A 21,407-nucleotide genomic window follows, 5' to 3' on the forward strand; every position below is an offset into this window, starting at 1 on the left:
GGAGTGAAACGGTCTCCTGCGCGTTCTCGCACCACTCCTAGTCCACCCGAAGGTTCCTCTCCTCCTATGACCATCACCCCCACTCTCTCCGCCGCCCCGCAGGTCGCGATCAACGACATCGGGTCGGAGGAGGACTTCCTCGCCGCCATCGACGCGACGATCAAGTACTTCAACGACGGCGACATCGTCGAAGGCACCATCGTCAAGGTCGACCGCGACGAGGTCCTGCTCGACATCGGCTACAAGACCGAGGGCGTCATCCCCTCGCGCGAGCTCTCGATCAAGCACGACGTCGACCCCAACGAGGTCGTCGAGGTCGGCGACAAGGTCGAGGCCCTCGTCCTCCAGAAGGAGGACAAGGAAGGCCGCCTGATCCTGTCCAAGAAGCGCGCCCAGTACGAGCGCGCCTGGGGCACCATCGAGCAGGTCAAGGAGGAGGACGGCGTCGTCGAGGGCACCGTCATCGAGGTCGTCAAGGGCGGCCTGATCCTCGACATCGGCCTGCGCGGCTTCCTGCCCGCCTCGCTGGTGGAGATGCGCCGCGTGCGCGACCTGCAGCCGTACGTCGGCCAGACCCTCGAGGCCAAGATCATCGAGCTCGACAAGAACCGCAACAACGTGGTCCTGTCGCGCCGTGCCTGGCTCGAGCAGACCCAGTCCGAGGTCCGCCACGGCTTCCTCACCCAGCTCCAGAAGGGCCAGATCCGCAAGGGTGTCGTGTCCTCGATCGTCAACTTCGGTGCCTTCGTGGACCTCGGTGGCGTCGACGGCCTGGTCCACGTCTCGGAGCTGTCCTGGAAGCACATCGACCACCCGTCCGAGGTCGTCACCGTCGGTGACGAGGTCACCGTCGAGGTCCTCGACGTGGACATGGACCGCGAGCGCGTCTCCCTGTCGCTGAAGGCGACCCAGGAGGACCCGTGGCAGCACTTCGCCCGCACCCACCAGATCGGCCAGATCGTGCCGGGCAAGGTCACCAAGCTGGTGCCCTTCGGCTCGTTCGTCCGCGTCGAGGAGGGCATCGAGGGCCTGGTGCACATCTCCGAGCTGGCCGAGCGCCACGTGGAGATCCCCGAGCAGGTCGTCCAGGTCAACGACGACGTCATGGTCAAGATCATCGACATCGACCTCGAGCGTCGCCGGATCTCGCTGTCGCTGAAGCAGGCCAACGAGACCGCTGCGGCCGTCGAGGGCGAGGACTTCGACCCGACGCTCTACGGCATGTCCGCGACGTACGACGACCAGGGCAACTACATCTACCCCGAGGGCTTCGACGTCGACTCGGGCGAGTGGCTCGAGGGCTTCGACGAGCAGCGCAAGGTCTGGGAGGACCAGTACGCCAAGGCGCACGCCCGCTGGGAGGCGCACGTCAAGCAGCAGGCCGAGGCCAAGCAGGCCGAGGCCGAGGCCGGTCAGGCCACGTCCTACTCCAGCGGCGGCGACGACGTTGCTGAGTCGGGCGAGTCCGACGGCGGCTCGCTGGCCTCCGACGAGGCCCTGCAGGCCCTGCGCGAGAAGCTCACCGGCGGCGCCAGCTGATCCGGACGGTCAGCGGACGCTCGCGTCCCTGACCAGCGCAGCACCGACCGGAGCCCGGTCCTCCTCGCGGGGGCCGGGCTCCGGCGCGTCCGGGGGGTCTCCCCGGAGCGGTGCTCAGAGCAGGCCGGCCGCGCGGGCCGGGGCGGCGTACGCCGTGGCGAGGCTGGCGGTGGTCTCGTGGGCGTTGAGCCCGCTGGGGTTGGGCACCACCCACAGCTCGGCGCCGGCGAACGGCTCCGGCTGGCGACCGGTCACCGCGTGCCGCTCCCCGAAGGCCTGGCGGTACGCCGTGACGCCGGCGACCGCGACCACCCGCGGGGTCCGCGCGAGCACCAGGGCGCGGAGCCGCTCGCCCCCGGCCCGCAGCTCCGCCGCGGTCAGCTCCGTGGCCCTCGCGGTCGCCCGGGGAGCGAGGTTGGTGATGCCGAGCCCGCGCGCGGTGAACCGCTCCCGGTCGGCGTCGGTCATCCCGCGCGAGGGGTCGACCGGCTCCTCCAGCACCCCCGCCTGCAGCAGGGCGGGGTAGAACCGGTTGCCCGGGTGCGCGAAGTGGGTCTGCACCGCCGCGGTCCACAGCCCGGGGTTGATGCCGACGAAGAGCAGGCGCAGCGGCCGGTCGGGCGGGGGGAGCAGGTCGGGGACCAGCGCGTCGCGGAACCCCTCGAGCTCGGCGCGGGTGAACCCCATCAGGCCCGGCCGCCGGGGTCGTCGGGGCTCTCGGGGGCCGGCTCCTGCGCGACCAGGGCCGGCAGGTCCAGGCGACGCACCTTGCCGGTCGGCGTCCGGGGCAGCTCGGCCAGCCGGTGCCAGGACTTCGGCCGCTTGGGCCCGGCGAGGTGCTCGCGGGCGTGGCGGCGCACGTCGTCCAGGGCGGCGTCGCCGACGACGGCCGCGCACACCCGCATGCCCCAGTCGGGGTCCTCGACGCCGAAGACCGCGATGTCGCGCACCCCGTCGACCTCGGCGAGCACCCGCTCGACCTCGGCCGGGTAGACGTTCACCCCGCCGGTGATGATCAGGTCCTCGCGGCGGCCGTCGAGGAAGACGTGTCCGTCGTCGTCGAGCCGACCGAGGTCGCCCACGCTGAACGCCGCCCCGTCCGGCGTCTCGCGCCACGCCTGGGCGGTCTTCCCGGGGTCGTCGAGGTAGGTGAACCGCGCGTGCGGCGGGACGGCGCACCACAGCCGGCCGTCGTCGTCCACGCTCATCGACCGGCCCGGCCGGGCGCGCCCGAGGGTGCCGGGGCGCGCCAGCCACTCCTCGCTGCGGCAGGCGGTGAACTGGCCCTCGGTGGAGCCGTAGAACTCCCAGGTCGACCCCGGCGGGAACAGCTCGACCAGCCGCCGCTTGACCCACTCCGGGCACGGGGCGCCGGCGTGGGCGACCAGCCGGAAGCAGGAGAGGTCCGGCACGCCGTGCTCGTCCCAGTGCGCCATCAGCCGCTGGAGGTGGGCGGGCACGCAGAACATCGTGGTCGGCCGCTCCGCCTCGATGGCGCGGGTCGCGGTGGCGGGGTCGAAGGGGCCCGGGACGACCACGCGTCCCCCCGCCAGGCGGGTGCCGGTGGCGAACCGCAGCGGGGCCGAGTGGTGCATCGGGCTGAGCACGAGGTTGACGTCGTCCGGGTCGAAGCCCCACAGGTCGCGCTCCTCGGCCACGAGCGCCGCGGCGTCCTCGGGCCTTAGCACGCCCGAGAAGACCCCCTTGGGTCGTCCGGTGGTGCCGCTGGTCAGGTGGATCGGCCGGCCCAGGGGAGGGCAGTCGACCGCTGGGACCTGCGCGAGCAGCGTCTCGACCTCCGCCTGGGTGGTGAGCACCGCGACCGGCTCCAGGGTCCCGAGCAGGTCGGCCCGCTCGCTGGCGGTCAGCTTGAGGTCCATCGGGACCGGGAAGACGCCGTGGCGCAGCAGGGCGACCACCAGGTCGGCGTACGCCGGGGAGCCGGGGACGAGCAGCGCCACGCGCGTGCCGGGGATCAGGTCCACGCCGCGATCCTGCCAGCATCGTGCCCGTTCTCCAGGACAGCACGGGCGCGGTGGGTGAGACTGCTGCCCGTGATCAGGTTCGAGCTGTTCTTCGGGTTGGTGTCCCTGGCGCTGTGGGTCTACTGCCTCGTGGACGCGATCGGCGCCGACGAGGGGCGCATCCGGCACCTGCCCAAGGTCTGGTGGTTGCTCATCATCTTGTTCTTCCCCCTGGCCGGGTCGATCGCGTGGCTCGTGGCCGGCCGGCCCGACGTGGCCGGCGACCGTCGCTCGCCGTACGAGCGCGCCGTCCCGCAGTTCCCGGAGTACGACCGCCCGGGGCGCGCCGCGGCCGCCGACCCCGCGGCCGACGAGGCGTTCCTGCGCGGCGTCCGCGAGCGGGCCGAGGAGCAGCGGGCGCGCTACCGCGAGGAGCAGCGGCGACGGGCCGAGCGCCCGGACGCCGACTGAGTCGACCGGGCCCACGCCCTCGTCCGCACGGGTGTGGGGCTTGCCCGATCGGGGTACGTTCGAACACATGAGCGAAGGAACCGACGAGAACGTCCCCACCACCTCGACCGACCAGGAGCAGGCCCCGCAGCAGGGTGAGACGCTGGGTGCCCCCACCCCCGAGCCCGGTGCCGTGCGCGACCCCGAGCACTGGGTCACCGGCGACGAGCCGATGACCGGCCCCCAGCGCAGCTACCTCGACAACCTGGCCCGCCAGGCGGGCGAGGAGATCCCCGCCGACCTCAACAAGGCCCAGGCCTCGGAGCACATCGACCGCCTCCAGCAGAAGGTCGACGGCGCCGGCCAGGGCCAGCAGGGCGACCAGGCCCAGCGCTGACCTCGGACCGCCGCGCCGCCCACGGCGCGCGGTAGGTTGTCGGGCGCCGTGGACCGGACGGTCCCGGCGCCCGACGACCCAGGAGCGCCGATGATCCGCGTGGGACTGACCGGAGGGGTCGCCTCCGGCAAGAGCACGGTCGCCGCCCTGCTCGTGGAGCAGGGAGCCGTGCTGATCGACGCCGACGCCCTGGCCCGCGAGGTCGTGGCCGCCGGCACGCCCGGCTTCGACGCCGTCCGCGACGCCTTCGGCGACGACCTCGTGGGAGCCGACGGCGAGCTCGACCGGGCCGCCCTGGGGCGCCTGGTCTTCGCCGACACCGACGCCCGCAAGCGGCTCGAGGCGATCGTGCACCCGCTGGTGTTCGAGCGGATGATCGAGCTGGAGCAGTCAGCGCCGGCGGACGCCGTGGTCGTCCACGACATCCCGCTCCTGGCCGAGCGCGGCCCCGGCGGGACCGACGACTTCGACGCGGTCGTCGTCGTCGACGCCCCGGAGGACCTCCAGGTGCAGCGGATGACCCAGGACCGCGGGTGGACCACCGAGGACGCCCGGTCCCGGATCGCCGCGCAGGCCTCCCGCGAGGACCGGCTCGCGGTGGCCACGCACGTGGTGGGCAACACCGGCACGCGCGAGGAGCTCGCCGCGCGCGTCCACGACGTCCTGGCCGAGATCACCGAGCGGCACCGCTCCGCCGACTCCTAGACCGGGCGTGCGACGCACGACGACCCCCGCACGAGGTGCGGAGGTCGCCGTGGTGCTGCACGTGGTCCCGACCGGGGCCGAAGGGTCGAGCGCCCAGACCGGCCCGGCCCCGTCGAGGGTTCGTGGGGTGGGTCAGGCCGCCAGGTCGGGGTCGGCCAGGCGACGCAGCTTCGCGATCGCCTCCCGCTCCAGCTGGCGCACCCGCTCGGCGGAGATGCCGTGCCGGTTGCCGATGTCGGCGAGCTTGTGCTGGCGACCGTCGGTGAGGCCGTAGCGCGAGCGGACGATGTCGGCCGAGCGCGGGTCGAGCAGCTCGACCAGCGTGTTGAGGCGGTCGCGCGACTCGGTGTCGAGCACGGTCAGGTCCGGTCCGGGGGCGCTCTCCTGGGCGATCAGGTCGCCCAGCGAGGTGTCGCCGTCCTCGTCGACCGGGGTGTCGAGGCTGACGTGGTCACGTCCCCACGACATCAGGTCGATGACGCGGTCGAGGTCCATGTCGAGCTCGGCGGCGATCTCCGACGGGTCGGGCTCGCGGCCCAGCTGGCGCTCCAGGGTGCGGCGGGCCGAGCCGACCTGGTTGAGCTCCTCCACGACGTGGACGGGGAGCCGCACGACGCGGGCCTGCTGGGCGATGCCGCGGGTGATCGCCTGGCGCACCCACCAGGTGGCGTAGGTCGAGAACTTGTAGCCCTTGGAGTAGTCGAACTTCTCCACGGCCCGGATCAGGCCGGTGTTGCCCTCCTGGATCAGGTCGAGCATCGGCATCTGCGAGCGGCCGTACTTGCGGGCGATGGAGACGACGAGGCGAAGGTTGGCGTTGATGAAGTGCTGCATCGCCCGCTCGCCCTCCTCCATGAGCCAGACCAGCTCGTCCTCGGTCGCGCGGCGCGGTGCGCCACCCTTGCGGCGCCCGACGCGACCCTCCTCGAGGAGCTTCGCGGCGAACAGGCCGGCCTCGATGGTCTTGGACAGCTCGACCTCGGTCGCGGCGTCGAGCAGCGGAGTGCGGGCGATCTCGTCGAGGTAGAGGCCGACGCTGTCGCGGCCCTCGATCTCACGCTCGATGCGGGTGGTGGTCATGGCACTCGCTCCCTTTCTTCGGGAGGACCGGCTCGCTGGCCGGATCCTGTTCTAGTCCAACGCGGGGCCGAGCCGGGGGATTCCCCTCGAGCGACCGTGCGGTGGTGAGTGCGCTGCGTGCGTCCTCACCAGTTCTGACGCCTGCGATCCGGGCGAAGTTGCACCCGGGACCACTTCTCAGAGACTTCTCAGCACTGGTCGCCGCGGTGGGAGTGACTCCGTTCGTCGGCTCCTCCCTTGTGCCCCGAGGTCACGGTTTGATGCAGGTGTTCCACACCTTGTTGAAGATTTTGTGGCGGCCTTCCGCCACCCCTCGTGCGGCGCGGCGGTCGGGCCCCGGCCTCACTCTTCGGGGGGCGCCAGCGGGGTCAGCTCCGGGTCGTCGGTGGCGAAGCTCAGCACGCGCCCCGGACCGCTGGTGGCGGTCTCGAAGCGCACGGTGACGACGCCGCGGCCCGACCCCCAGACCCAGCCCCGGCCGTGGGTGCCGTGGACGACGTCCATCCCGGGGACCCAGCCCCGGCGTCGCGAGGCCAGCTCCAGGGCGGCGTCGGTCTCGGGGTCCAGCAGCTCCTCGACGGGGTCCTCCTCGTCGGCGAAGAGGTCCTCCTGGATCCAGTTGGCCAGGCCGGACACCCCGACCCCGAGCAGCCGCACGCCGCCGGAGGTGTCGAGCTCGCCCAGCAGGGCGCGGGCGACGCGCGCGATCTGGCGCCCGTCGTCGGAGGGCTCGGGCAGGGTCGCGGAGCGGCTCAGCGTGGAGAAGTCGTGCAGGCGTACCTTGATCGAGACCGTGCGACCCGAGGTCTGGGCCTTGTGCAGCCGCTCGGTCACCTTGGCCGACTGGCGGTCGAGCAGCGCCACGAGGAGACGGGGGTCGACGTGGTCGGTGTCGTAGGTGTCCTCGACGCTGATCGACTTCGCCTCGCGGGAGGCCTCCACGACGCGGTCGTCCTCGGCCCGGGCCAGGGCGTGCAGGCCGGTGCCGTGGGCACGGCCCAGCAGGCTCACCAGCTCCTCGACGGAGAGCCGTTCGAGCTCCTCCACGGTCTGGACACCCGCCCGGCGGAGCCGCTCTGCGGTCGCGGGCCCCACCCCCGGGATGACCGTGACCTGCATCGGTCGCAGCACCTCGCGCTCCAGCCCCGGAGGTACGATGACCAGGCCGTCGGGCTTGTCGAGGTCGCTGGCGATCTTGGCCACCAGCTTGGAGGTCCCGATGCCCACCGAGGCGCGGATGCCGCCGGTGGCCTCCAGCACCTGGGCCTTGAGGTCGCGGGCCAGGGCGCTCACCGTCGCCACGGAGTGGTCGGGCAGGTCGGCGGCCTGGAGGTCGACGAAGGCCTCGTCCAGCGAGAGCGGCTCCACCAGCGGGCTCGTGGCGCGCAGGATGGCCATCACGGTCCGGCTGGCCTCGCGGTAGGCGTGGAAGCGACCGGAGAGGAACGCGGCGTTGGGGCACCGCCGCCGCGCCTCGGCCGTGGACATCGCCGAGTGGACGCCGAAGGCCCGGGCCTCGTAGGAGGCGGTGGCCACGACGCCCCGTCCCCCGGTGCCGCCGACGACGACGGGCCGGCCCTGGAGCGAGGGCTTGTCGCGCTGCTCCACCGAGGCGTAGAAGGCGTCCAGATCCAGGTGGAGGATCGTCGGCTCGGTGCGCACCCAGGGATGGTGCCACGCTCGTCCGACGGGTCGCCCCCGGCCGCGGCCCGCGTCCGGGCGGCGGGGGAGTCCACAGGGGCCTCGCCCGGCCCGGTCGTCCACAGGCGTGCGTTCGACCCGTCGCGGCCGCGGCCGGTCGCGGGCAGCGTGGCGCCCATGGAGCCAGCGAACCCTCTCGACCCCGCACCCGTCCCGTCAGCCACGGGCCCGTCCCCCAGCCCGGCGCCGTCGCCCTGCCCGACGGGGGACGGGTCTCCCTGGGTCGCGCGGAGCGGCACCGACCTCGTGGCGATGGTGCCGGTCGTCCTCGGCTTCCACCCGGGCGACTCGGTCGTGCTGCTCACCTTCGGTCCCTCGGGCCGGTCCTTCCACGCCCGCATCGACCTGCCCGCCACGCGCGAGGAGCACGTCGTGGTCGCCGAGACCCTGGTCGCGCCCGTCGTCGGCCACGACGTCCCGACGGTGGCCGTGCTGATCTACACCGACGACGAGCAGGTGGCGCTGTCCCAGGCCGAGGTGCTGCTCACCTGCCTGCTCGACCGGGGCGTGGGGGTGGTCGACGTCCTCCGGGTGGGGGAGGACCGCTGGTGGTCGGTCGGCGAGGACGGTCCCGGGACGGCGTACGACCTGGAGAGCCACCCGTTCACGGCCCGGCACGTGTACGCCGGCCACCGGGTCCACCGCGACCGGGCCGAGCTGGCCGACACCCTGGTCGGCACCGACGACTCGGACGCCACGTCCGTCGCGCTGGCGGCCACCCGGTTCGCCGACCACCTCACCCAGGCCGCCCGACAACCCGACCGGCGCGACGGCACCGCGGCCGTGGACCTGTTCCTGTGCACCGAGGCGCGGTGGTTGCAGCGACGGTTGCGCACCTGGGCGGCGTGCCGCGACGAGGCGGGGCCCGCCGACGCGGGTCGCCTCCTGGTCCTGGCCTCGCTGGTCCCCACGCGCGACGTCGCCTGGGCCGAGATCGACCGGGCGGGGTCCTGCGCCCACGTCGACCTCTGGCGCGACCTGGTCCGCCGGGCCCCGCGCGACCTGCTCCCGGGTGCCTGCGCGCTGCTGGCCTTCGCCGCCTGGCAGCGCGGCGACGGTGCCCTGGCGTGGTGCGCGGTCGACCGCTGCCTGGAGGTCGACCCGGACTACTCCATGGCCCACCGCGTCGCCGAGCTGCTGGGCTCCGCGGTGCCGCCCGACGTCTTGGTGCCGGTGCCGGAGGAGGTGCTGCCCGTGTTCGCCCCCGAGCGCTGCTGACCGCGGGACCGGGACCTGGGGGCAGCCCGCCGCTAGGGTCTCCTCCATGGGCACCGACGTCGACCTGCAGGAGTTCTCCCGGGCCGACCGCACCCGCCACCGGGAGAAGGTGCGCCGGTGCCTCGACGTGCTCGCCCGGATGCTGCGCGAGGCGCGGTTCGACGTCGAGGACCCGATGACCGGCATGGAGATCGAGTTCAACCTCGTCGACGATCAGGGGCACCCGTCGCTGAAAAGCGCCGAGGCCCTGGCGGCGATCGCGAACCCGAGCTTCCAGACCGAGCTGGCGCAGTTCAACCTCGAGATCAACATGCGCCCCCGGCGACTGGGGGAGCGCGGAGCGACGGGGTTCGAGGACGACCTGCGCGAGAGCCTCAACCACGCCGAGTCCAAGGCCGCCGAGGTCGACGCCCACATGGTGATGATCGGCATCCTCCCCACCCTGGAGGACGGCCACCTGGCGCCGTCGCGGATCAGCCCCAACCCGCGCTACAAGCTGCTCAGCGACCAGATCCTCGCGGCCCGCGGCGAGGACCTCGTCATCGACATCCAGGGGGTCGAGCGGCTGCAGACGACGTCGGACTCGATCATGCCGGAGGCCGCGTGCACCAGCACCCAGCTGCACGTGCAGGTGGGCCCGGACAACTTCGCGGCGTACTGGAACGCCTCCCAGGCGATCAGCGGGATCCAGCTGGCCCTCGGCGCCAACTCGCCGTACCTCCTGGGTCGCCAGCTGTGGCAGGAGACCCGGATCCCGCTCTTCGAGCAGGCCACCGACACCCGCGCCGAGGAGCTCAAGGAGCAGGGCGTGCGCCCCCGGGTGTGGTTCGGGGAGCGGTGGATCACCTCGATCTTCGACCTGTTCGAGGAGAACGTCCGCTACTTCCCGGCCCTGCTGCCGATCACCGAGGACGAGGACCCGCTCGAGGTGCTCCAGGCGGGCGGCACGCCGCAGCTGGCCGAGCTCAAGCTGCACAACGGCACCATCTACCGCTGGAACCGGCCGGTCTACGACGTCGTCGACGACGTGCCGCACCTGCGGGTCGAGAACCGCGTGCTCGCGGCTGGTCCGACGGTGGTGGACACGATGGCCAACGCCGCCTTCTACTTCGGGCTGACCCGCCGGCTCGCCGAGGACGACCGGCCCCTGTGGTCGCGGATGTCGTTCTCGGCCGCGGAGGAGAACTTCCACGTCGCCGCCCAGCACGGCATCGACGCCCGGGTCTACTGGCCCGGGGTCGGGGAGGTCGAGGCGACCGAGCTCGTCCTGCGCCGCCTGCTGCCGGCGGCCGCCGAGGGACTGGCGGCGTGGGGGGTCGACTCCGACGAGGCGAGCCGGCTGCTCGGCATCATCGAGCGGCGGTGCGTCCTGCACCGCAACGGCGCGTCCTGGTACGTCGACCGCACCCGCGCGTTCGAGGCCTCCGGGCTGGACCGGCCGGAGGCCCTGCGACGCACGCTGCTGGAGTACCGCCAGCTGATGCACGCCAACGAGCCCGTCCACACCTGGCCTCTCTGAGCGCGGCCGCGCCGCCCAGCCCGCCCAGCCCGCTCAGCCCGCGACGTCCCAGGGACGGGGCGAGCAGGCCACTCGCGCCCGGGGTCGCAGACGGCCCCACTCCCGGCGCTCCCCACTGCCGAGGTGCCACCACCCGGTCAGGCTGAGCACCAGGAAGCGCCCGGGGTCCAGCCCGTGCCGGGCCAGGGCGCGCCGGGCGGCGGAGTGCCAGGCCAGCTCGACGTCGCCCAGGCCCAGCGGTCCGGCCCGGGCCACCCACACCGCGACGTCAGCGAGGTCCTCGACGCCGTCCAGGGCCCGCTCCACCAGGTCCGCCCGCAGGCCGGGGGCGGTGGGGGAGTCCGTCCCGGCCCCGAGGCCCGCCAGCGCTGCCTCGTCCGGCAGCACCACCCGCTCGCCGCCGGGCACGCCGACGTGGCACCGGGTGCGCAGCGCCCGCCCCGCTGATCGGGCCGCCGACCGCCCGGACGCCTGTCCACGCCCGGGGGTGGACACCGTGGCCGCCCAGGCCCGCACCTCCGACTGCCACGCACGCGCCCGGATCTCCTCCACGCCGACCAGGGTGCCCGCCGACGGCCGGGGAGCGTCGTGGCCGTCCACAGGTGCCCGCCCACCCGGGGTCGGGCATCCTGGGGACCATGGCCGTCCACATCACCGGTGACGCCGACGCCGACCAGGTGCTCACCGAGTCCCCCTTCGCCCTGCTGCTCGGGATGCTGCTGGACCAGCAGTTCCCGATGGAGCGCGCCTTCGCCGGGCCGGCGCGCCTGCAGGAGCGGTTCGGTCCGCTCGACCCCGAGCGGGTGGCTGCGGCCGACCCCGAGGAGTTCGCCGCGCTGTGCGCCCAGCCGCCGGCCGTGCACCGGTTCCCCGGCTCGATGGCCGCCCGCATCCAGGCGGTGGCGCGCGTCGTGGTCGAGGAGCACGGCGGCCGGGCCGAGAAGATCTGGACCGAGGCCGCGGACGGGGCCGACCTGCTCCGACGGATGACCGCCCTGCCCGGGTTCGGCCAGCAGAAGGCCAAGATCTTCGTGGCCCTGCTGGCCAAGCAGCTCGGCGTACGGCCCGAGGGGTGGGAGGCCGCGGCGGGCGACTACGCGCTGGAGGGCCACCGCTCGGTCGCCGACGTGGTCGATGCCGCGTCGCTGGAGAAGGTCCGCGCCCACAAGAAGGAGCAGAAGGCCGCGGCCAGGAAGGCGTGACCCGCCCGTGGGCTGCCTGTGAGCTGCCCGGGGCGCGGCGAGCTCGGTTTGGCGGCCCTCCCGCCGGGCATGCTGCTGCGAGCCGCCGGCGGGGGCCCGGGTCGCGGGCCGGATGCCTTGGTCGACGTGGCAGAATGACCCAGCGGTCGTTGACAGGTAGGACGCTTGTCGTGCCCGCCTGATTTCCTGAACAGTTCCTGAACGACAACCGAGAGGTAGTTCGTGTCCCCGAGTTCGGCAAGTTCGACCGCCAAGAAGAGCGCGGCGAAGAAGGCCCCGGCCAAGAAGGCTCCCGCGAAGAAGGCCGCTGCCGCGACGGCAGCCGCCTCCGCCGAGCAGATCCAGGTCGCGGCGGACGTGGTCGGCCCCGACGGCAAGAAGATCCTCGCCGACGTGCCTGACGAGCAGTTCGAGAAGGACGTCAAGAACGACCCCACCATCAAGGAGGACGAGAAGGAAGCCACCTTCGTCGTCTCCGCGGCGGACGAGACCGACGAGCCCGAGCAGCAGGTCATGGTCGCCGGCGCGACCGCCGACCCGGTCAAGGACTACCTCAAGCAGATCGGCAAGGTCCCCCTCCTCAACGCGGAGATGGAGGTCGAGCTGGCCAAGCGCATCGAGGCCGGCCTGTTCTCCGAGGAGAAGCTCAACAAGGGTGGCAAGATCTCGGCCAAGGCCCTCGACGAGCTCGAGTGGATCTGCGAGGACGGCCGTCGTGCCAAGAACCACCTCCTCGAGGCCAACCTCCGTCTGGTCGTCTCCCTGGCCAAGCGCTACACCGGTCGCGGCATGCTGTTCCTGGACCTCATCCAGGAGGGCAACCTCGGTCTGATCCGCGCGGTCGAGAAGTTCGACTACACCAAGGGCTACAAGTTCTCGACGTACGCCACCTGGTGGATCCGTCAGGCGATCACCCGCGCCATGGCCGACCAGGCCCGCACCATCCGCATCCCGGTGCACATGGTCGAGGTCATCAACAAGCTCGCCCGCGTGCAGCGCCAGATGCTCCAGGACCTGGGCCGCGAGCCCACCCCGGAGGAGCTCGCCAAGGAGCTCGACATGACCCCCGAGAAGGTCATCGAGGTGCAGAAGTACGGTCGCGAGCCGATCTCGCTGCACACCCCCCTCGGCGAGGACGGCGACTCCGAGTTCGGCGACCTGATCGAGGACTCCGAGGCCATCGTCCCGGCCGACGCGGTCTCCTTCACCCTCCTGCAGGAGCAGCTCCACGCGGTGCTCGACACCCTGTCCGAGCGTGAGGCGGGGGTGGTCTCGATGCGGTTCGGCCTCACCGACGGCCAGCCCAAGACCCTCGACGAGATCGGCAAGGTCTACGGCGTGACCCGTGAGCGGATCCGCCAGATCGAGTCCAAGACGATGTCCAAGCTGCGCCACCCCAGCCGTTCGCAGGTCCTCCGCGACTACCTGGACTGAGGTAGTTGCTCCAGATCGGTGGAACTTGCTGGTCAGAAGCCTGTGCGGGCTGCTGTGGAAGGCACGGTACGCCCGCACAGCGCTTCTAGTCCAGATATCGCAGTAGACTGATTGTCGTGAGTACCGGCGAGGCACCACCAGCGCGGCCTCGGCAGTGGTTGCCGTGGGTAGCTCTCGTGGCTGGCCTCTGCTCGTTGCTCGGCGGGGTCTTGCAGTTGATGGGTGCCGCCAAGGCATCGCAGTACGTTGCGGCCGCCCTCTCAACGTTGGCCGGTGTCGGGTATCTGGGTATCTCTGTTGTGTGGTTTCGGCGTTTGGAGCAGACGCGGTGACCTTGACGGCCTCTGAGGCCGCCCTGCTCGCGCAGTCCTGGCAACTCGCTCTGCGCGCCCGAGCGCAAGAGTGCCCAGACCCTGAAGACCTACGCGACGGGGTGCGGTTCTACCTGGCCCGGTGCACCGCCGAGGACCTTGCTCCGTTAGAGCGCCCATCGCTGAACGCCTGGGTGGCCGCCATCCTCGAGGGCGGAGCAGCCGCCTCCACCGCTCGCTCGCGGCAGCTGGCGGTGCGGCGCTTCTCCGCGTGGCTGGCTGAGGAGGGCGAGATCCCGGTCGACCCGTTTCTGGGGCTGAAGTCACCTAAGCTTGACGAGCGGGTTGTCGAGCCTCTGTCCGACGCCGAGCTGCGAGCGCTGCTCAAGGCCTGCCAGCCACCCAAGGGCGCCGAGCCCAAAGACGTCCTGCGACATCGCCGCGACGACTCGGGTGGCGGGCAGCCGGTCGCGGTGGATGCGGGCCAGAACCGCTTTGTCGGTCAGGCCTAACTGGCGGGCGGCTTCGGGGATCGAGATCCACTCGTGGTCGTCGGGCGGGCGTCGTAGCGCCTCAGCGTCCTCCACCTCGGCTCGTCGGGAGATGCGCTCGCGTTTGCGGCGCGCGTCCGCCGCGGCGATGCGCTCGAGTTCGGCCCTACGGAAGGAACCCCCGCGGGGCTTGTGTCCGGTGATCTGCTGGCGGGTCCGTAGCTCACCTCGGTTGATCAGCTTGGTGATCCGGGAGATGTGGCAGCCAAGGAGCTCGGCAGCCTGCTCATAGGTCAGCCACTCGTTGTTCACGACGGCCAGAGTGTCCGGGGGTGGGCGTGACGAAACCGCCCGCCGTCCGGTGTGGACGACAGGGCGGTCGTGCTGGGCCAAGGGCTAGGTGACGGCGTACCAGCGCCTTCCGGCGTCTGGTCGTCCTATGAGGAGGGCGAGGTGGTGGTCACCTGGGCCGTGGTGCCGGGGCCGAACCGGATCGGAGGTCCGGAGTAGCAGGTCACCATCCCACCTTCAACCGTGTAGGTGGTGGTGGAGGTGCTTGTGTCAGAGACGGGCTTGCGGGAGTTGTAGGCGCCCTGGAAGGTTCGCGTCACGGTCGTCGTGGTCTGGGCCGACACCACGGCGGCGGGCTCGCCGGAGTAGCGAAGGTAGCCCGGAGCGTTGACGGAACAGAACGTCCCGGGGAAGGTGTCGTCCGCAGGGAGGACGACATGAAGCACGTCCTCGTAGGTCTTGTCGCCCGTGGTGATGGTGGTGCAGGTGGACGTCCCGGTGCTGCGGTCGAAGGTGCACCCGTCGGGGAGCTTGGGGTCGGCCATCGCGGCTGGAGCGAGCAGGCTGATCGAGGCGGCGACCGCGATGGCGGAAAGGCCGGTCAGTGAGGTGCGGCGAACATTCATGAGGAGAGCTCCACGTTTGATGGTGCCCCGGTGCCAACGCTGGCTGTTGTTGGCGCGGCGCCGGGGACAAGGCGGTTTGGCGGATGGTGCCGGGTCAGTTGGTGACGGTGACGGCGTCGCCGTACGAGTAGCCCGCGCTTTGTGTTCCGTCGGGATAGGTGCAGTAGAAGATCCCTTGGCGGAAGGTGTAGGTGATGGTGGAGTGCGTGGTGCTGCTGGTGGGTTTGTTGCCGTTGCCGGCTGAGGCGCCGTGGTAGGTCGTGGTGGTGGTTCGAGAGCCGGTGGCCTGGATGAAGGTGGGTCCCGCGATGTCGTAGTACCGGGTGGAGCCGGGGTTGGCAGCGCGGCAGAAAGTAGCTGCGTAGCTGCCGTCGTTGGTGCTGCTGCTGGTGTCACCCGGTTCGTAGTGGGTGACCCTCTGTGTGTTGTCAATCGGGGCCGAGGAGGTCACACAGGTGGTTTGGCCCTTGTCGAAGGTGCAGCCGTCCGGAAGCTTGGGATCGGCCGTCGCGGCCGGTGCGATGAGGCCGACGCTGGTCACGGCGGCGAGGGCGCTGGCGCTGGTCATGGCGGCGCGGATGCGGATGGACACGAAGGACTCCTGGGACAAGGGAATGGACCCGGCCGTGGGCTGAACCGGCAGCAGGCCACATCGTGGATTAGAGACAGTTAGACTGCAACGAAGTGGTCCACGGGTCGGCGGGACGACTAGTCCAGCCAGTCCGAGTTGAGACACCGAGGGTGGCAATGAACTGCGGGCGTGTGAGCATTTCGATGCGTTCGTCGCGTAATCAATGCCTGGAACCACCTCACGCGGGGGGGTTACAGCACCCACCACTTCTTCCTCAGTTGGAGACCCGCCTGCATGTCCACCCTCCTTCGACGCCCACGGCTTCGCGTCGCTTCGGCGTTCGCTGCGCCCCTGATTGCGTTCGCGTCCCTGGCCAGTGTCCCGGCCGCTGCGCACGCCGACTCGGCGCCGATCACGACCACGTTCAGCTACACCGGAAGCGCACAGACCTTCACCGTTCCTGACGGGGTCACCTCGGTAACGCTTACAGCCAGCGGTGGAACAGGAGGATGGTCGTGGTCTTCCAGGCTTGACGGCGCGCTGAGGGTCCCGGGCGGTCATGGGGGGACTGCATCCGGAACCTTCGCAGTCGCTCGTGGTGAGGTCCTCAGCGTGCTGGTGGCTGGCGATGGAGGCACCAACCAGTCATGTGTTGTCGCCTGGCCACGTGCGTGTGGAGGCTACGGCTACGGCCAAGGCGGTGACGCTTTCGAGGGCAATGGTGGTGGTGGTGCCTCGGCAGTGACCGCTTCCGGCACAGCGCTTGTTGTCGCTGGAGGTGGCGGTGGGGCCTCCTCCTCTCTCGCTCCCTTGTGCCCCCTGAACGCAGAGCCTGCGGCTGGCGGCTCCGCCGGCCAGCCCGGTTCGCCAGGTAGCGATTGTTCGGCGGCGGGCGTCCCCGGCGGAGAGGGCGGGCAGGCAGGAGGCGACGGAGCCCCCGGCAACGGCGGCAAGGGTCACGAGATCCAAGTCAGCTACGACGAGGACGGCAATGCCGCTGTCGATCCCTGCGGAGGAACGACCAGGAGCGGGGCTGCGGGCAGCGGCCACAACGGCGGCACCTTTAGCTCCGGGAACACCGCCTTCAACGCTGGTGGCGGTGGCGGGGGCTGGTACGGCGGCGGCCAAGGGGCAGACGGCTGCGTCACCTCGAGCGCGGGTGGCGGTGGAGGTGGCTCCAACCACTACGACGCCAGCGCCACCAACCCCTCGACCGGCACCAGCAGCCGTGACTACGGTCAGAACGGCCTGGTCACCATCACCTACACGGTCACCAGCGACACCACCGCCCCGGTGATCACCTCGACGGTGAACCCGGCGACCCCCGACGGCGCCAACGGCTGGTACAAGACCTCGCCCACCGTGCACTTCGACGCCACCGACACCCAGTCCCCGATCACCTCCCAGACCGGCTGTGACGACGCGACCGTGAAGGCTGACACCACCGGACAGACATTCACCTGCTCCGCGACCTCGAGTGGCGGCACCGCGGTCTCCGACCCGCTCACCATCAAGCACGACGCCACCGCACCCTCCGTCGCGTTCGACAACGACGGAACCACCGCCGGTGGCAGCTACGTGTGGGGCACCACCCCCGCCGCACCAACCTGCACCGCGACCGACGCCACCTCGGGTGTCGACTCCTCCGGGTGCGTGGTCACCGGCTACTCCACCACGGTCGGCAGCCACACCCTGACCGCGACCGCGACCGACAAGGCCGGCAACACCGCAACCGCCACGAGCACCTACACGGTCAAGCCCTGGACGACCAGCGGCTTCTACGCCCCGGTCAACATGGGCGGCGTCCTCAACACCGTCAAGGGCGGCTCCACGGTCCCGACCAAGTTCAAGGTCGCCGCCGGTTCAACCCCGGTGACCGACCCCGTGAAGGCCGGGTCCATCACCACGGCCGTGGTGTCCTGCAACGCCACGGCGCCCACCGACCCGGTCGAGGTCACCAACACCGCCGCGACCAGCCTGCGCTACGACGCCACCTCGGGCCAGTTCATCTACAACTGGCAGACCCCCAAGACGGCCGGCACCTGCTACAAGCTGACCCTCACCACCCCGGACGGCACGCCCACCAGCGCGCTGTTCCAGCTCAAGTAGCACCGACTCGGGCACCGCCCTCACCTGACTGGGTGGGGGCGGTGGTGCCGTTCTGCGACTCTCTACTTCCGTTCACCGGGGTTCCGGAAAGTTGTCGGATGTGAGCCCACCCCGGGGCAGTTGAAGTTTGCTCCGCGTCTCGGCAGCCCGCCTCGCGTTCCAAGCCAAGATCACCAACGCAAGTGCCTCGGTCTCGTTCACTCGACCGCCGCCAACCCGCATCTTCACCACCCGGTTCCGTAGCGCCGCAATCGGATCGTCCGCAGCCAGGCTGTCCCCGTCCGCGAACCGGGCCAGGAACTCGCCGGCTTCGTCGGGGTCAATGTCGCTGAACAGCCAGTGGCACAGGCCGATGATGCTGGCGGGCAGCAGTGTGCCGGCGGCGAGCTTGGTAGCGATCTCGGCTGATCCCCGCAGCTGCGCGTGCTGCTCGAGGAACGACGTCAGCTCGATAGCGGTGGGGGAGAGCGACCCCGTCTTGGTCCTGAAGCCCCCCGACCACAGGACCGCTCGACGCGTGACCGCGGCGAGGACGGACGTGTTCTCCTCTCCGCGGATCTTTAGCGCGTCGGCATACGTGCGCTTGGCGCCGCGTCCACGGTCGGCATGACCTCGGCCGGGATCTCGCGCACCACGATCATCGGGGCCATCACGTTGGCCTCGACGACTGCGATGAGGCGGTGCTGGCCGTCCAGGAGCTGCCCGGCGGTCGAGATCTTGACTGTCTCGCCGTTGAGGACCCAGGAGCCCGCCGCCACGTCTCTGGCGTAAGACGCGATCACCTGACCGCGGAGGTTGCGGTTGTTGGCGTTCCTGGACAGCCAGGACTCGGCCATCTCGGGGGTGACGTCGAGAATCTCGACAGTAGGGAAGTCGGGCACTGGGTTCTTTCAGGGTCGATGGTGACGGATGGATCGATGAATGACCCGCGATGCAGGCCGTGGATGGGCACACTGACCAGATGAAGATCAAGCCCTGGGAGGCCGCTGTACTGGTGGTCACGGTGGGATTTTTGGTGGTCTTCAAGGCATGGAGGTTTAGTTCGAAGACCCCGCCAGCGTTCATGTGGGTCGGCCTGGTGGTCCTCATGTTGCTGTGTTTCTTCGTCGCCGCCCTGCACGGAAGAGGGCGAAGCAGCCACTCGAACCCTCCTCGCTCGCGTGACGACTCCTCCGACGATCCAGGGCCCCCCGCCCAGTCCGGCGGGCGCGATGGTGGGGAGCGGCCGGGCGGGTAGTTGTGGTTCATTCCGCGCCCTCCACGACTGAGCGCTCACCCTCGGCCAGGGCGACCACGTAGGTCAGCGCTGCGACCAGCTCCTTGGCATCCCCGATGGAGAGGTCGAGCGAAGGGCGCCGCTCCGGTTCGGACTTGATATATGCGTGGAGCTCGACCGTCGGCGCCGATTGACCAACCTGCCGCAGGGCGACGCGCAGAGCTGAGGTGCTAACGAAGGTGCCTTCGCTGTCGCGCAGGTAGTCGGCGGGGTAATTCGACAGGGCCACCTCGGGCTCGACCCCCAGGGCGTGATGAGCGTCGAACGGGTGCGCCTGGTTGACGTCGTGCTTGTCGTTGTTGAGCCCGTAGTGGCACCAGGGCGGGCACGGACGGGGATCAATCGTCGGGTCACCGAAGAGGAATGTCGTCGGCCTGAGACCCAGGGCCACCCGAACCGCGAAGGAGTAGGGCTCCTCAAGGTCGCCCTCGGGCTGCTCTGTGGCAGCAGTGGCGCTCATGCCCGTGCCACCTTCAACGCCGCCAGGATGCCCTCGGCGTGCTGCTGGGCCGCCTCAAGGGGTGCGCCGTCGGGGAGGCCGCTGTCGTCGAGGAAGAGGCTCATGGGCTCGGCGGGATCGGGAGTGCCGTCCGGGAAGGTTGTCGAGGCGATCCGAACCGAGCGAGCCTCGCCGGCAGGTAGATCCGCGCTCCAGTGGACGACCATGCCGTCCCAGTTCGGGAGGTCGGCGAGGTGCTCGCTCTGAGTGATGTTGCACCACGGCGGGCAGACGATGGTGGGTGGTGCGGTGACGGCGATGACGGTCAATTCACGCTCCAAGTCAGTCGGTGATATTTCGACCCACAGCGCTTCTGACCTGCATGCTTGTCCGTCTGAGCCGTACAGCGCTCAACCCGGCCTAGTCCGCGACTACCTGGACTGACACCCCGTCACCGCGACGACAGCCCCCGACCACGAGGCCGGGGGCTGTCGTGCGTCCGGGCGCCGGCGGGTGCCGTCGCGGCTGGGTGGCCCGTTCGGGCCATCCCCGTGCGGCCCCCACGTTGGCCCGCGGGGTCGATGCGGGTGCCGCGCGCCCGGAGGCAGGCTGGTCGCGACCGGTCCGCAGGGGACCGGCGGGAGCCCAGGAGTCGTCATGCCCCTCATCGAGGTCAACGTCATCAAGGACGTGTTCACCCCGGACCAGAAGCGTCAGATCATCACCCGCCTCACGGCCGCCCTGGTCGAGATCGAGGGCGAGAACATGCGCCCGGTGACGTGGTGCGTCGTCCGCGAGGTGGCCAGCGGGGACTGGGGGATCGCCGGCGACCCGCTGACCACGGCCGACGTGCACGCCCTGGCGGCGGGGGCCGGGGCGTGACCTTGCCCGCAGCCTCGATCGCGGTGAACCTGGGTCTGTGGGAACCGTCGAGGACTGGGCCGCAGCGCGCGCAGCGCTGAGGGCCGGGCGGTGGGACGAGGCGGCTGCGTCGTTCGCCGCCCTGGCCGACGAGGGTGGCGACCCCCGAGCGCAGGAGGGCCTGGCGCAGGTCGGCTGGTGGCGGGACGACGCCGCTCTCGCCCTCGGGGCCCGCGAGGCGGCGTACCGCAGCTTCCGCACCCAGGGGGACGACCGCGGAGCGGCCCGGGCCGCGGCTGCCCTCGGCTACGACTCCATCCTCTTCGGGAAGGGGGTCGCGGTGGGGCGGGGGTGGCTCACCCGCGCCGAGGAGCTGCTGGCGACCCACCGGGATGCACCCGAGGTCGGCTGGCTGGCCGTGCGGCAGGCCGAGGTGGCGCTCGGCGTCGACCACGACGCCGCTGCGGCGCTGGTGGCGGCCGACCGGGCCACACGGGTCGGGCAGCGCGTCGGCGACGGCACGCTGACGATCGTCGGTCGCGCGCTGACGGGTCTGGCCCGGGTGCGTCGGGGGGACGTGGGCGTCGGGATGCCCCTGCTCGACGCGGGGGTGGCCGCGGCCACGGCCGGCGACGTCGATGACCTGATGTGGATGGGCAAGATCTGCTGCTGGCTGATCGGCGCGTGCCAGGACACCCACGACCTGGACCGGGCGGTCGAGTGGTGCGCTCGCGTCCAAGACATCTGCGCGGAGCACCACCTGGAGCCGCTGTTCGCCGTGTGCCGCACGCAGTACGCGTCGGTCCTGATGGCCAGCGGCCGCCCGCAGGAGGCCGAGTCGACCCTCGTCGACGTCCTGGCGCGGATGCAGGGGTCACGCCGCACCAGTCGGTTCGACGCCGTGGCGCAGCTGGGGGAGCTGCGTCGACGGCAGGGTCGGCTCGACGAGGCGGAGGACCTCCTGCGCCAGGCGGGGTACACGGTGTCCGCGGTGACCAGCCTGGCCAAGGTGCACCTCGACCGTGGCGAGTCGTCGCGAGCGTGGTCGACGGTGGAGGAGCTGCTGAGGACCATCCCGCCGGGGCAGGCTCTCGACCGGGTCGACGGCCTCGCCGTGGCGGTCGCCGCGGGCCTGGCCGACGGACGCGGGCCAGAGGCCGAGCGCGCCGCGGCCGAGCTGGACGCCACGGCGGCGCGCGTCGCCACGCCGGCCCTCCTCGCCC

23 protein-coding genes are annotated in these 21,407 nt (G+C 71.3%); 12 read left to right on the plus strand and 11 right to left on the minus strand.

Going from position 1 to position 21,407, the window contains the following annotated elements:
* The first annotated feature begins 66 nt into the window (after positions 1-66).
* On the plus strand, positions 67-1,539 hold the full coding sequence (gene rpsA / locus ACYVDA_RS08295) for a 30S ribosomal protein S1 (protein ID WP_460817069.1): 1,473 nt from the start codon (positions 67-69) through the stop codon (positions 1,537-1,539).
* Positions 1,540-1,653: 114 nt separating this feature from the next.
* Here rpsA and ACYVDA_RS08300 read toward each other — a convergent pair whose 3' ends face one another.
* Both ACYVDA_RS08300 and ACYVDA_RS08305 read right to left on the minus strand, forming a co-directional pair.
* Entirely contained in the window at positions 1,654-2,226 is a 573-nt protein-coding gene (locus tag ACYVDA_RS08300; protein WP_460817071.1) for a mismatch-specific DNA-glycosylase, read from the minus strand.
* Entirely contained in the window at positions 2,226-3,524 is a 1,299-nt protein-coding gene (locus ACYVDA_RS08305) for a class I adenylate-forming enzyme family protein (RefSeq protein ID WP_460817073.1), read from the minus strand. The genes ACYVDA_RS08300 and ACYVDA_RS08305 overlap by 1 nt, the downstream gene beginning before the upstream one ends.
* 69 nt (positions 3,525-3,593) lie before the next feature.
* Between ACYVDA_RS08305 and ACYVDA_RS08310 the strand changes: the two genes are divergently transcribed.
* From ACYVDA_RS08310 to coaE, 3 genes are all read left to right on the plus strand, one after another.
* Positions 3,594-3,974 (plus strand): PLD nuclease N-terminal domain-containing protein, encoded by a 381-nt coding sequence (locus tag ACYVDA_RS08310; protein WP_460817076.1) that lies wholly within the window; start codon positions 3,594-3,596, stop codon positions 3,972-3,974.
* A 67-nt stretch (positions 3,975-4,041) separates the two neighbouring features.
* Positions 4,042-4,350, plus strand: a complete 309-nt coding sequence (locus ACYVDA_RS08315; protein ID WP_460817079.1) for a DUF3072 domain-containing protein — start codon at positions 4,042-4,044, stop codon at positions 4,348-4,350.
* Positions 4,351-4,440: 90 nt separating this feature from the next.
* The gene (gene coaE / locus ACYVDA_RS08320; protein ID WP_460817083.1) at positions 4,441-5,055 is read left to right on the plus strand and encodes a dephospho-CoA kinase; all 615 of its coding nucleotides are present in this window, start codon (positions 4,441-4,443) and stop codon (positions 5,053-5,055) included.
* A gap of 132 nt (positions 5,056-5,187) precedes the next feature.
* On the opposite strand, the gene ACYVDA_RS08325 is transcribed toward coaE, so the two are convergent.
* Positions 5,188-6,135, minus strand: a complete 948-nt coding sequence (locus ACYVDA_RS08325) for a sigma-70 family RNA polymerase sigma factor (protein ID WP_460817086.1) — start codon at positions 6,133-6,135, stop codon at positions 5,188-5,190.
* Between the two features lie 342 nt (positions 6,136-6,477).
* Positions 6,478-7,797 carry a DNA polymerase IV gene (locus tag ACYVDA_RS08330; protein ID WP_460817089.1) on the minus strand — a complete coding sequence of 440 codons (1,320 nt, stop codon included), beginning with the start codon at positions 7,795-7,797 and terminating at the stop codon, positions 6,478-6,480.
* Between the two features lie 291 nt (positions 7,798-8,088).
* Here ACYVDA_RS08330 and ACYVDA_RS08335 point away from each other — a divergent pair, with 291 nt between their 5' ends.
* Together ACYVDA_RS08335 and ACYVDA_RS08340 are read left to right on the plus strand one after the other, a co-directional pair.
* Positions 8,089-9,054 carry a DUF4192 domain-containing protein gene (locus ACYVDA_RS08335; protein WP_460817091.1) on the plus strand — a complete coding sequence of 322 codons (966 nt, stop codon included), beginning with the start codon at positions 8,089-8,091 and terminating at the stop codon, positions 9,052-9,054.
* A gap of 46 nt (positions 9,055-9,100) precedes the next feature.
* The gene (locus tag ACYVDA_RS08340; RefSeq protein WP_460817093.1) at positions 9,101-10,573 is read left to right on the plus strand and encodes a glutamate-cysteine ligase family protein; all 1,473 of its coding nucleotides are present in this window, start codon (positions 9,101-9,103) and stop codon (positions 10,571-10,573) included.
* A 33-nt stretch (positions 10,574-10,606) separates the two neighbouring features.
* Here ACYVDA_RS08340 and ACYVDA_RS08345 read toward each other — a convergent pair whose 3' ends face one another.
* Positions 10,607-11,173: a hypothetical protein gene (locus tag ACYVDA_RS08345; RefSeq protein WP_460817095.1), complete on the minus strand. Its 567-nt coding sequence runs from the start codon at positions 11,171-11,173 to the stop codon at positions 10,607-10,609.
* Positions 11,174-11,211: 38 nt separating this feature from the next.
* Here ACYVDA_RS08345 and ACYVDA_RS08350 point away from each other — a divergent pair, with 38 nt between their 5' ends.
* Positions 11,212-11,775 carry an HhH-GPD-type base excision DNA repair protein gene (locus ACYVDA_RS08350; protein ID WP_460817098.1) on the plus strand — a complete coding sequence of 188 codons (564 nt, stop codon included), beginning with the start codon at positions 11,212-11,214 and terminating at the stop codon, positions 11,773-11,775.
* Positions 11,776-11,997: 222 nt separating this feature from the next.
* On the plus strand, positions 11,998-13,209 hold the full coding sequence (locus tag ACYVDA_RS08355) for an RNA polymerase sigma factor (RefSeq protein ID WP_460817100.1): 1,212 nt from the start codon (positions 11,998-12,000) through the stop codon (positions 13,207-13,209).
* A gap of 634 nt (positions 13,210-13,843) precedes the next feature.
* Here the strand turns inward: ACYVDA_RS08355 and ACYVDA_RS08360 are convergent.
* From ACYVDA_RS08360 to ACYVDA_RS08370, 3 genes are all read right to left on the minus strand, one after another.
* A complete protein-coding gene (locus ACYVDA_RS08360; protein WP_460817103.1) occupies positions 13,844-14,323 on the minus strand; it encodes a helix-turn-helix domain-containing protein in 480 nt (159 codons plus the stop codon).
* A 125-nt stretch (positions 14,324-14,448) separates the two neighbouring features.
* A complete protein-coding gene (locus tag ACYVDA_RS08365) occupies positions 14,449-14,928 on the minus strand; it encodes a hypothetical protein (protein WP_460817106.1) in 480 nt (159 codons plus the stop codon).
* Positions 14,929-15,022: 94 nt separating this feature from the next.
* Positions 15,023-15,520: a hypothetical protein gene (locus ACYVDA_RS08370; protein ID WP_460817109.1), complete on the minus strand. Its 498-nt coding sequence runs from the start codon at positions 15,518-15,520 to the stop codon at positions 15,023-15,025.
* Positions 15,521-16,309: 789 nt separating this feature from the next.
* Here ACYVDA_RS08370 and ACYVDA_RS08375 point away from each other — a divergent pair.
* A complete protein-coding gene (locus tag ACYVDA_RS08375; protein WP_460817111.1) occupies positions 16,310-17,608 on the plus strand; it encodes a PxKF domain-containing protein in 1,299 nt (432 codons plus the stop codon).
* Between the two features lie 560 nt (positions 17,609-18,168).
* Here ACYVDA_RS08375 and ACYVDA_RS08380 read toward each other — a convergent pair.
* Positions 18,169-18,489: a hypothetical protein gene (locus tag ACYVDA_RS08380; RefSeq protein ID WP_460817113.1), complete on the minus strand. Its 321-nt coding sequence runs from the start codon at positions 18,487-18,489 to the stop codon at positions 18,169-18,171.
* Between the two features lie 80 nt (positions 18,490-18,569).
* On the opposite strand from ACYVDA_RS08380, the gene ACYVDA_RS08385 reads away from it, so the two are divergent.
* Positions 18,570-18,845: a hypothetical protein gene (locus ACYVDA_RS08385; RefSeq protein ID WP_460817115.1), complete on the plus strand. Its 276-nt coding sequence runs from the start codon at positions 18,570-18,572 to the stop codon at positions 18,843-18,845.
* A gap of 7 nt (positions 18,846-18,852) precedes the next feature.
* On the opposite strand, the gene ACYVDA_RS08390 is transcribed toward ACYVDA_RS08385, so the two are convergent.
* Both ACYVDA_RS08390 and ACYVDA_RS08395 read right to left on the minus strand, forming a co-directional pair.
* Entirely contained in the window at positions 18,853-19,344 is a 492-nt protein-coding gene (locus ACYVDA_RS08390) for a hypothetical protein (protein WP_460817117.1), read from the minus strand.
* Positions 19,341-19,652 carry a hypothetical protein gene (locus tag ACYVDA_RS08395; RefSeq protein ID WP_460817119.1) on the minus strand — a complete coding sequence of 104 codons (312 nt, stop codon included), beginning with the start codon at positions 19,650-19,652 and terminating at the stop codon, positions 19,341-19,343. Before ACYVDA_RS08395 ends, ACYVDA_RS08390 begins: the two co-directional genes overlap by 4 nt.
* A 328-nt stretch (positions 19,653-19,980) precedes the next feature.
* Here ACYVDA_RS08395 and ACYVDA_RS08400 point away from each other — a divergent pair, with 328 nt between their 5' ends.
* Positions 19,981-20,205 carry a tautomerase family protein gene (locus ACYVDA_RS08400; protein ID WP_460817123.1) on the plus strand — a complete coding sequence of 75 codons (225 nt, stop codon included), beginning with the start codon at positions 19,981-19,983 and terminating at the stop codon, positions 20,203-20,205.
* A gap of 37 nt (positions 20,206-20,242) precedes the next feature.
* Positions 20,243-21,407: tetratricopeptide repeat protein (locus ACYVDA_RS08405; protein WP_460817126.1), on the plus strand; the 1,165-nt coding region annotated here is incomplete at its 3' end.

This window comes from Nocardioides korecus (genome assembly GCF_054778395.1).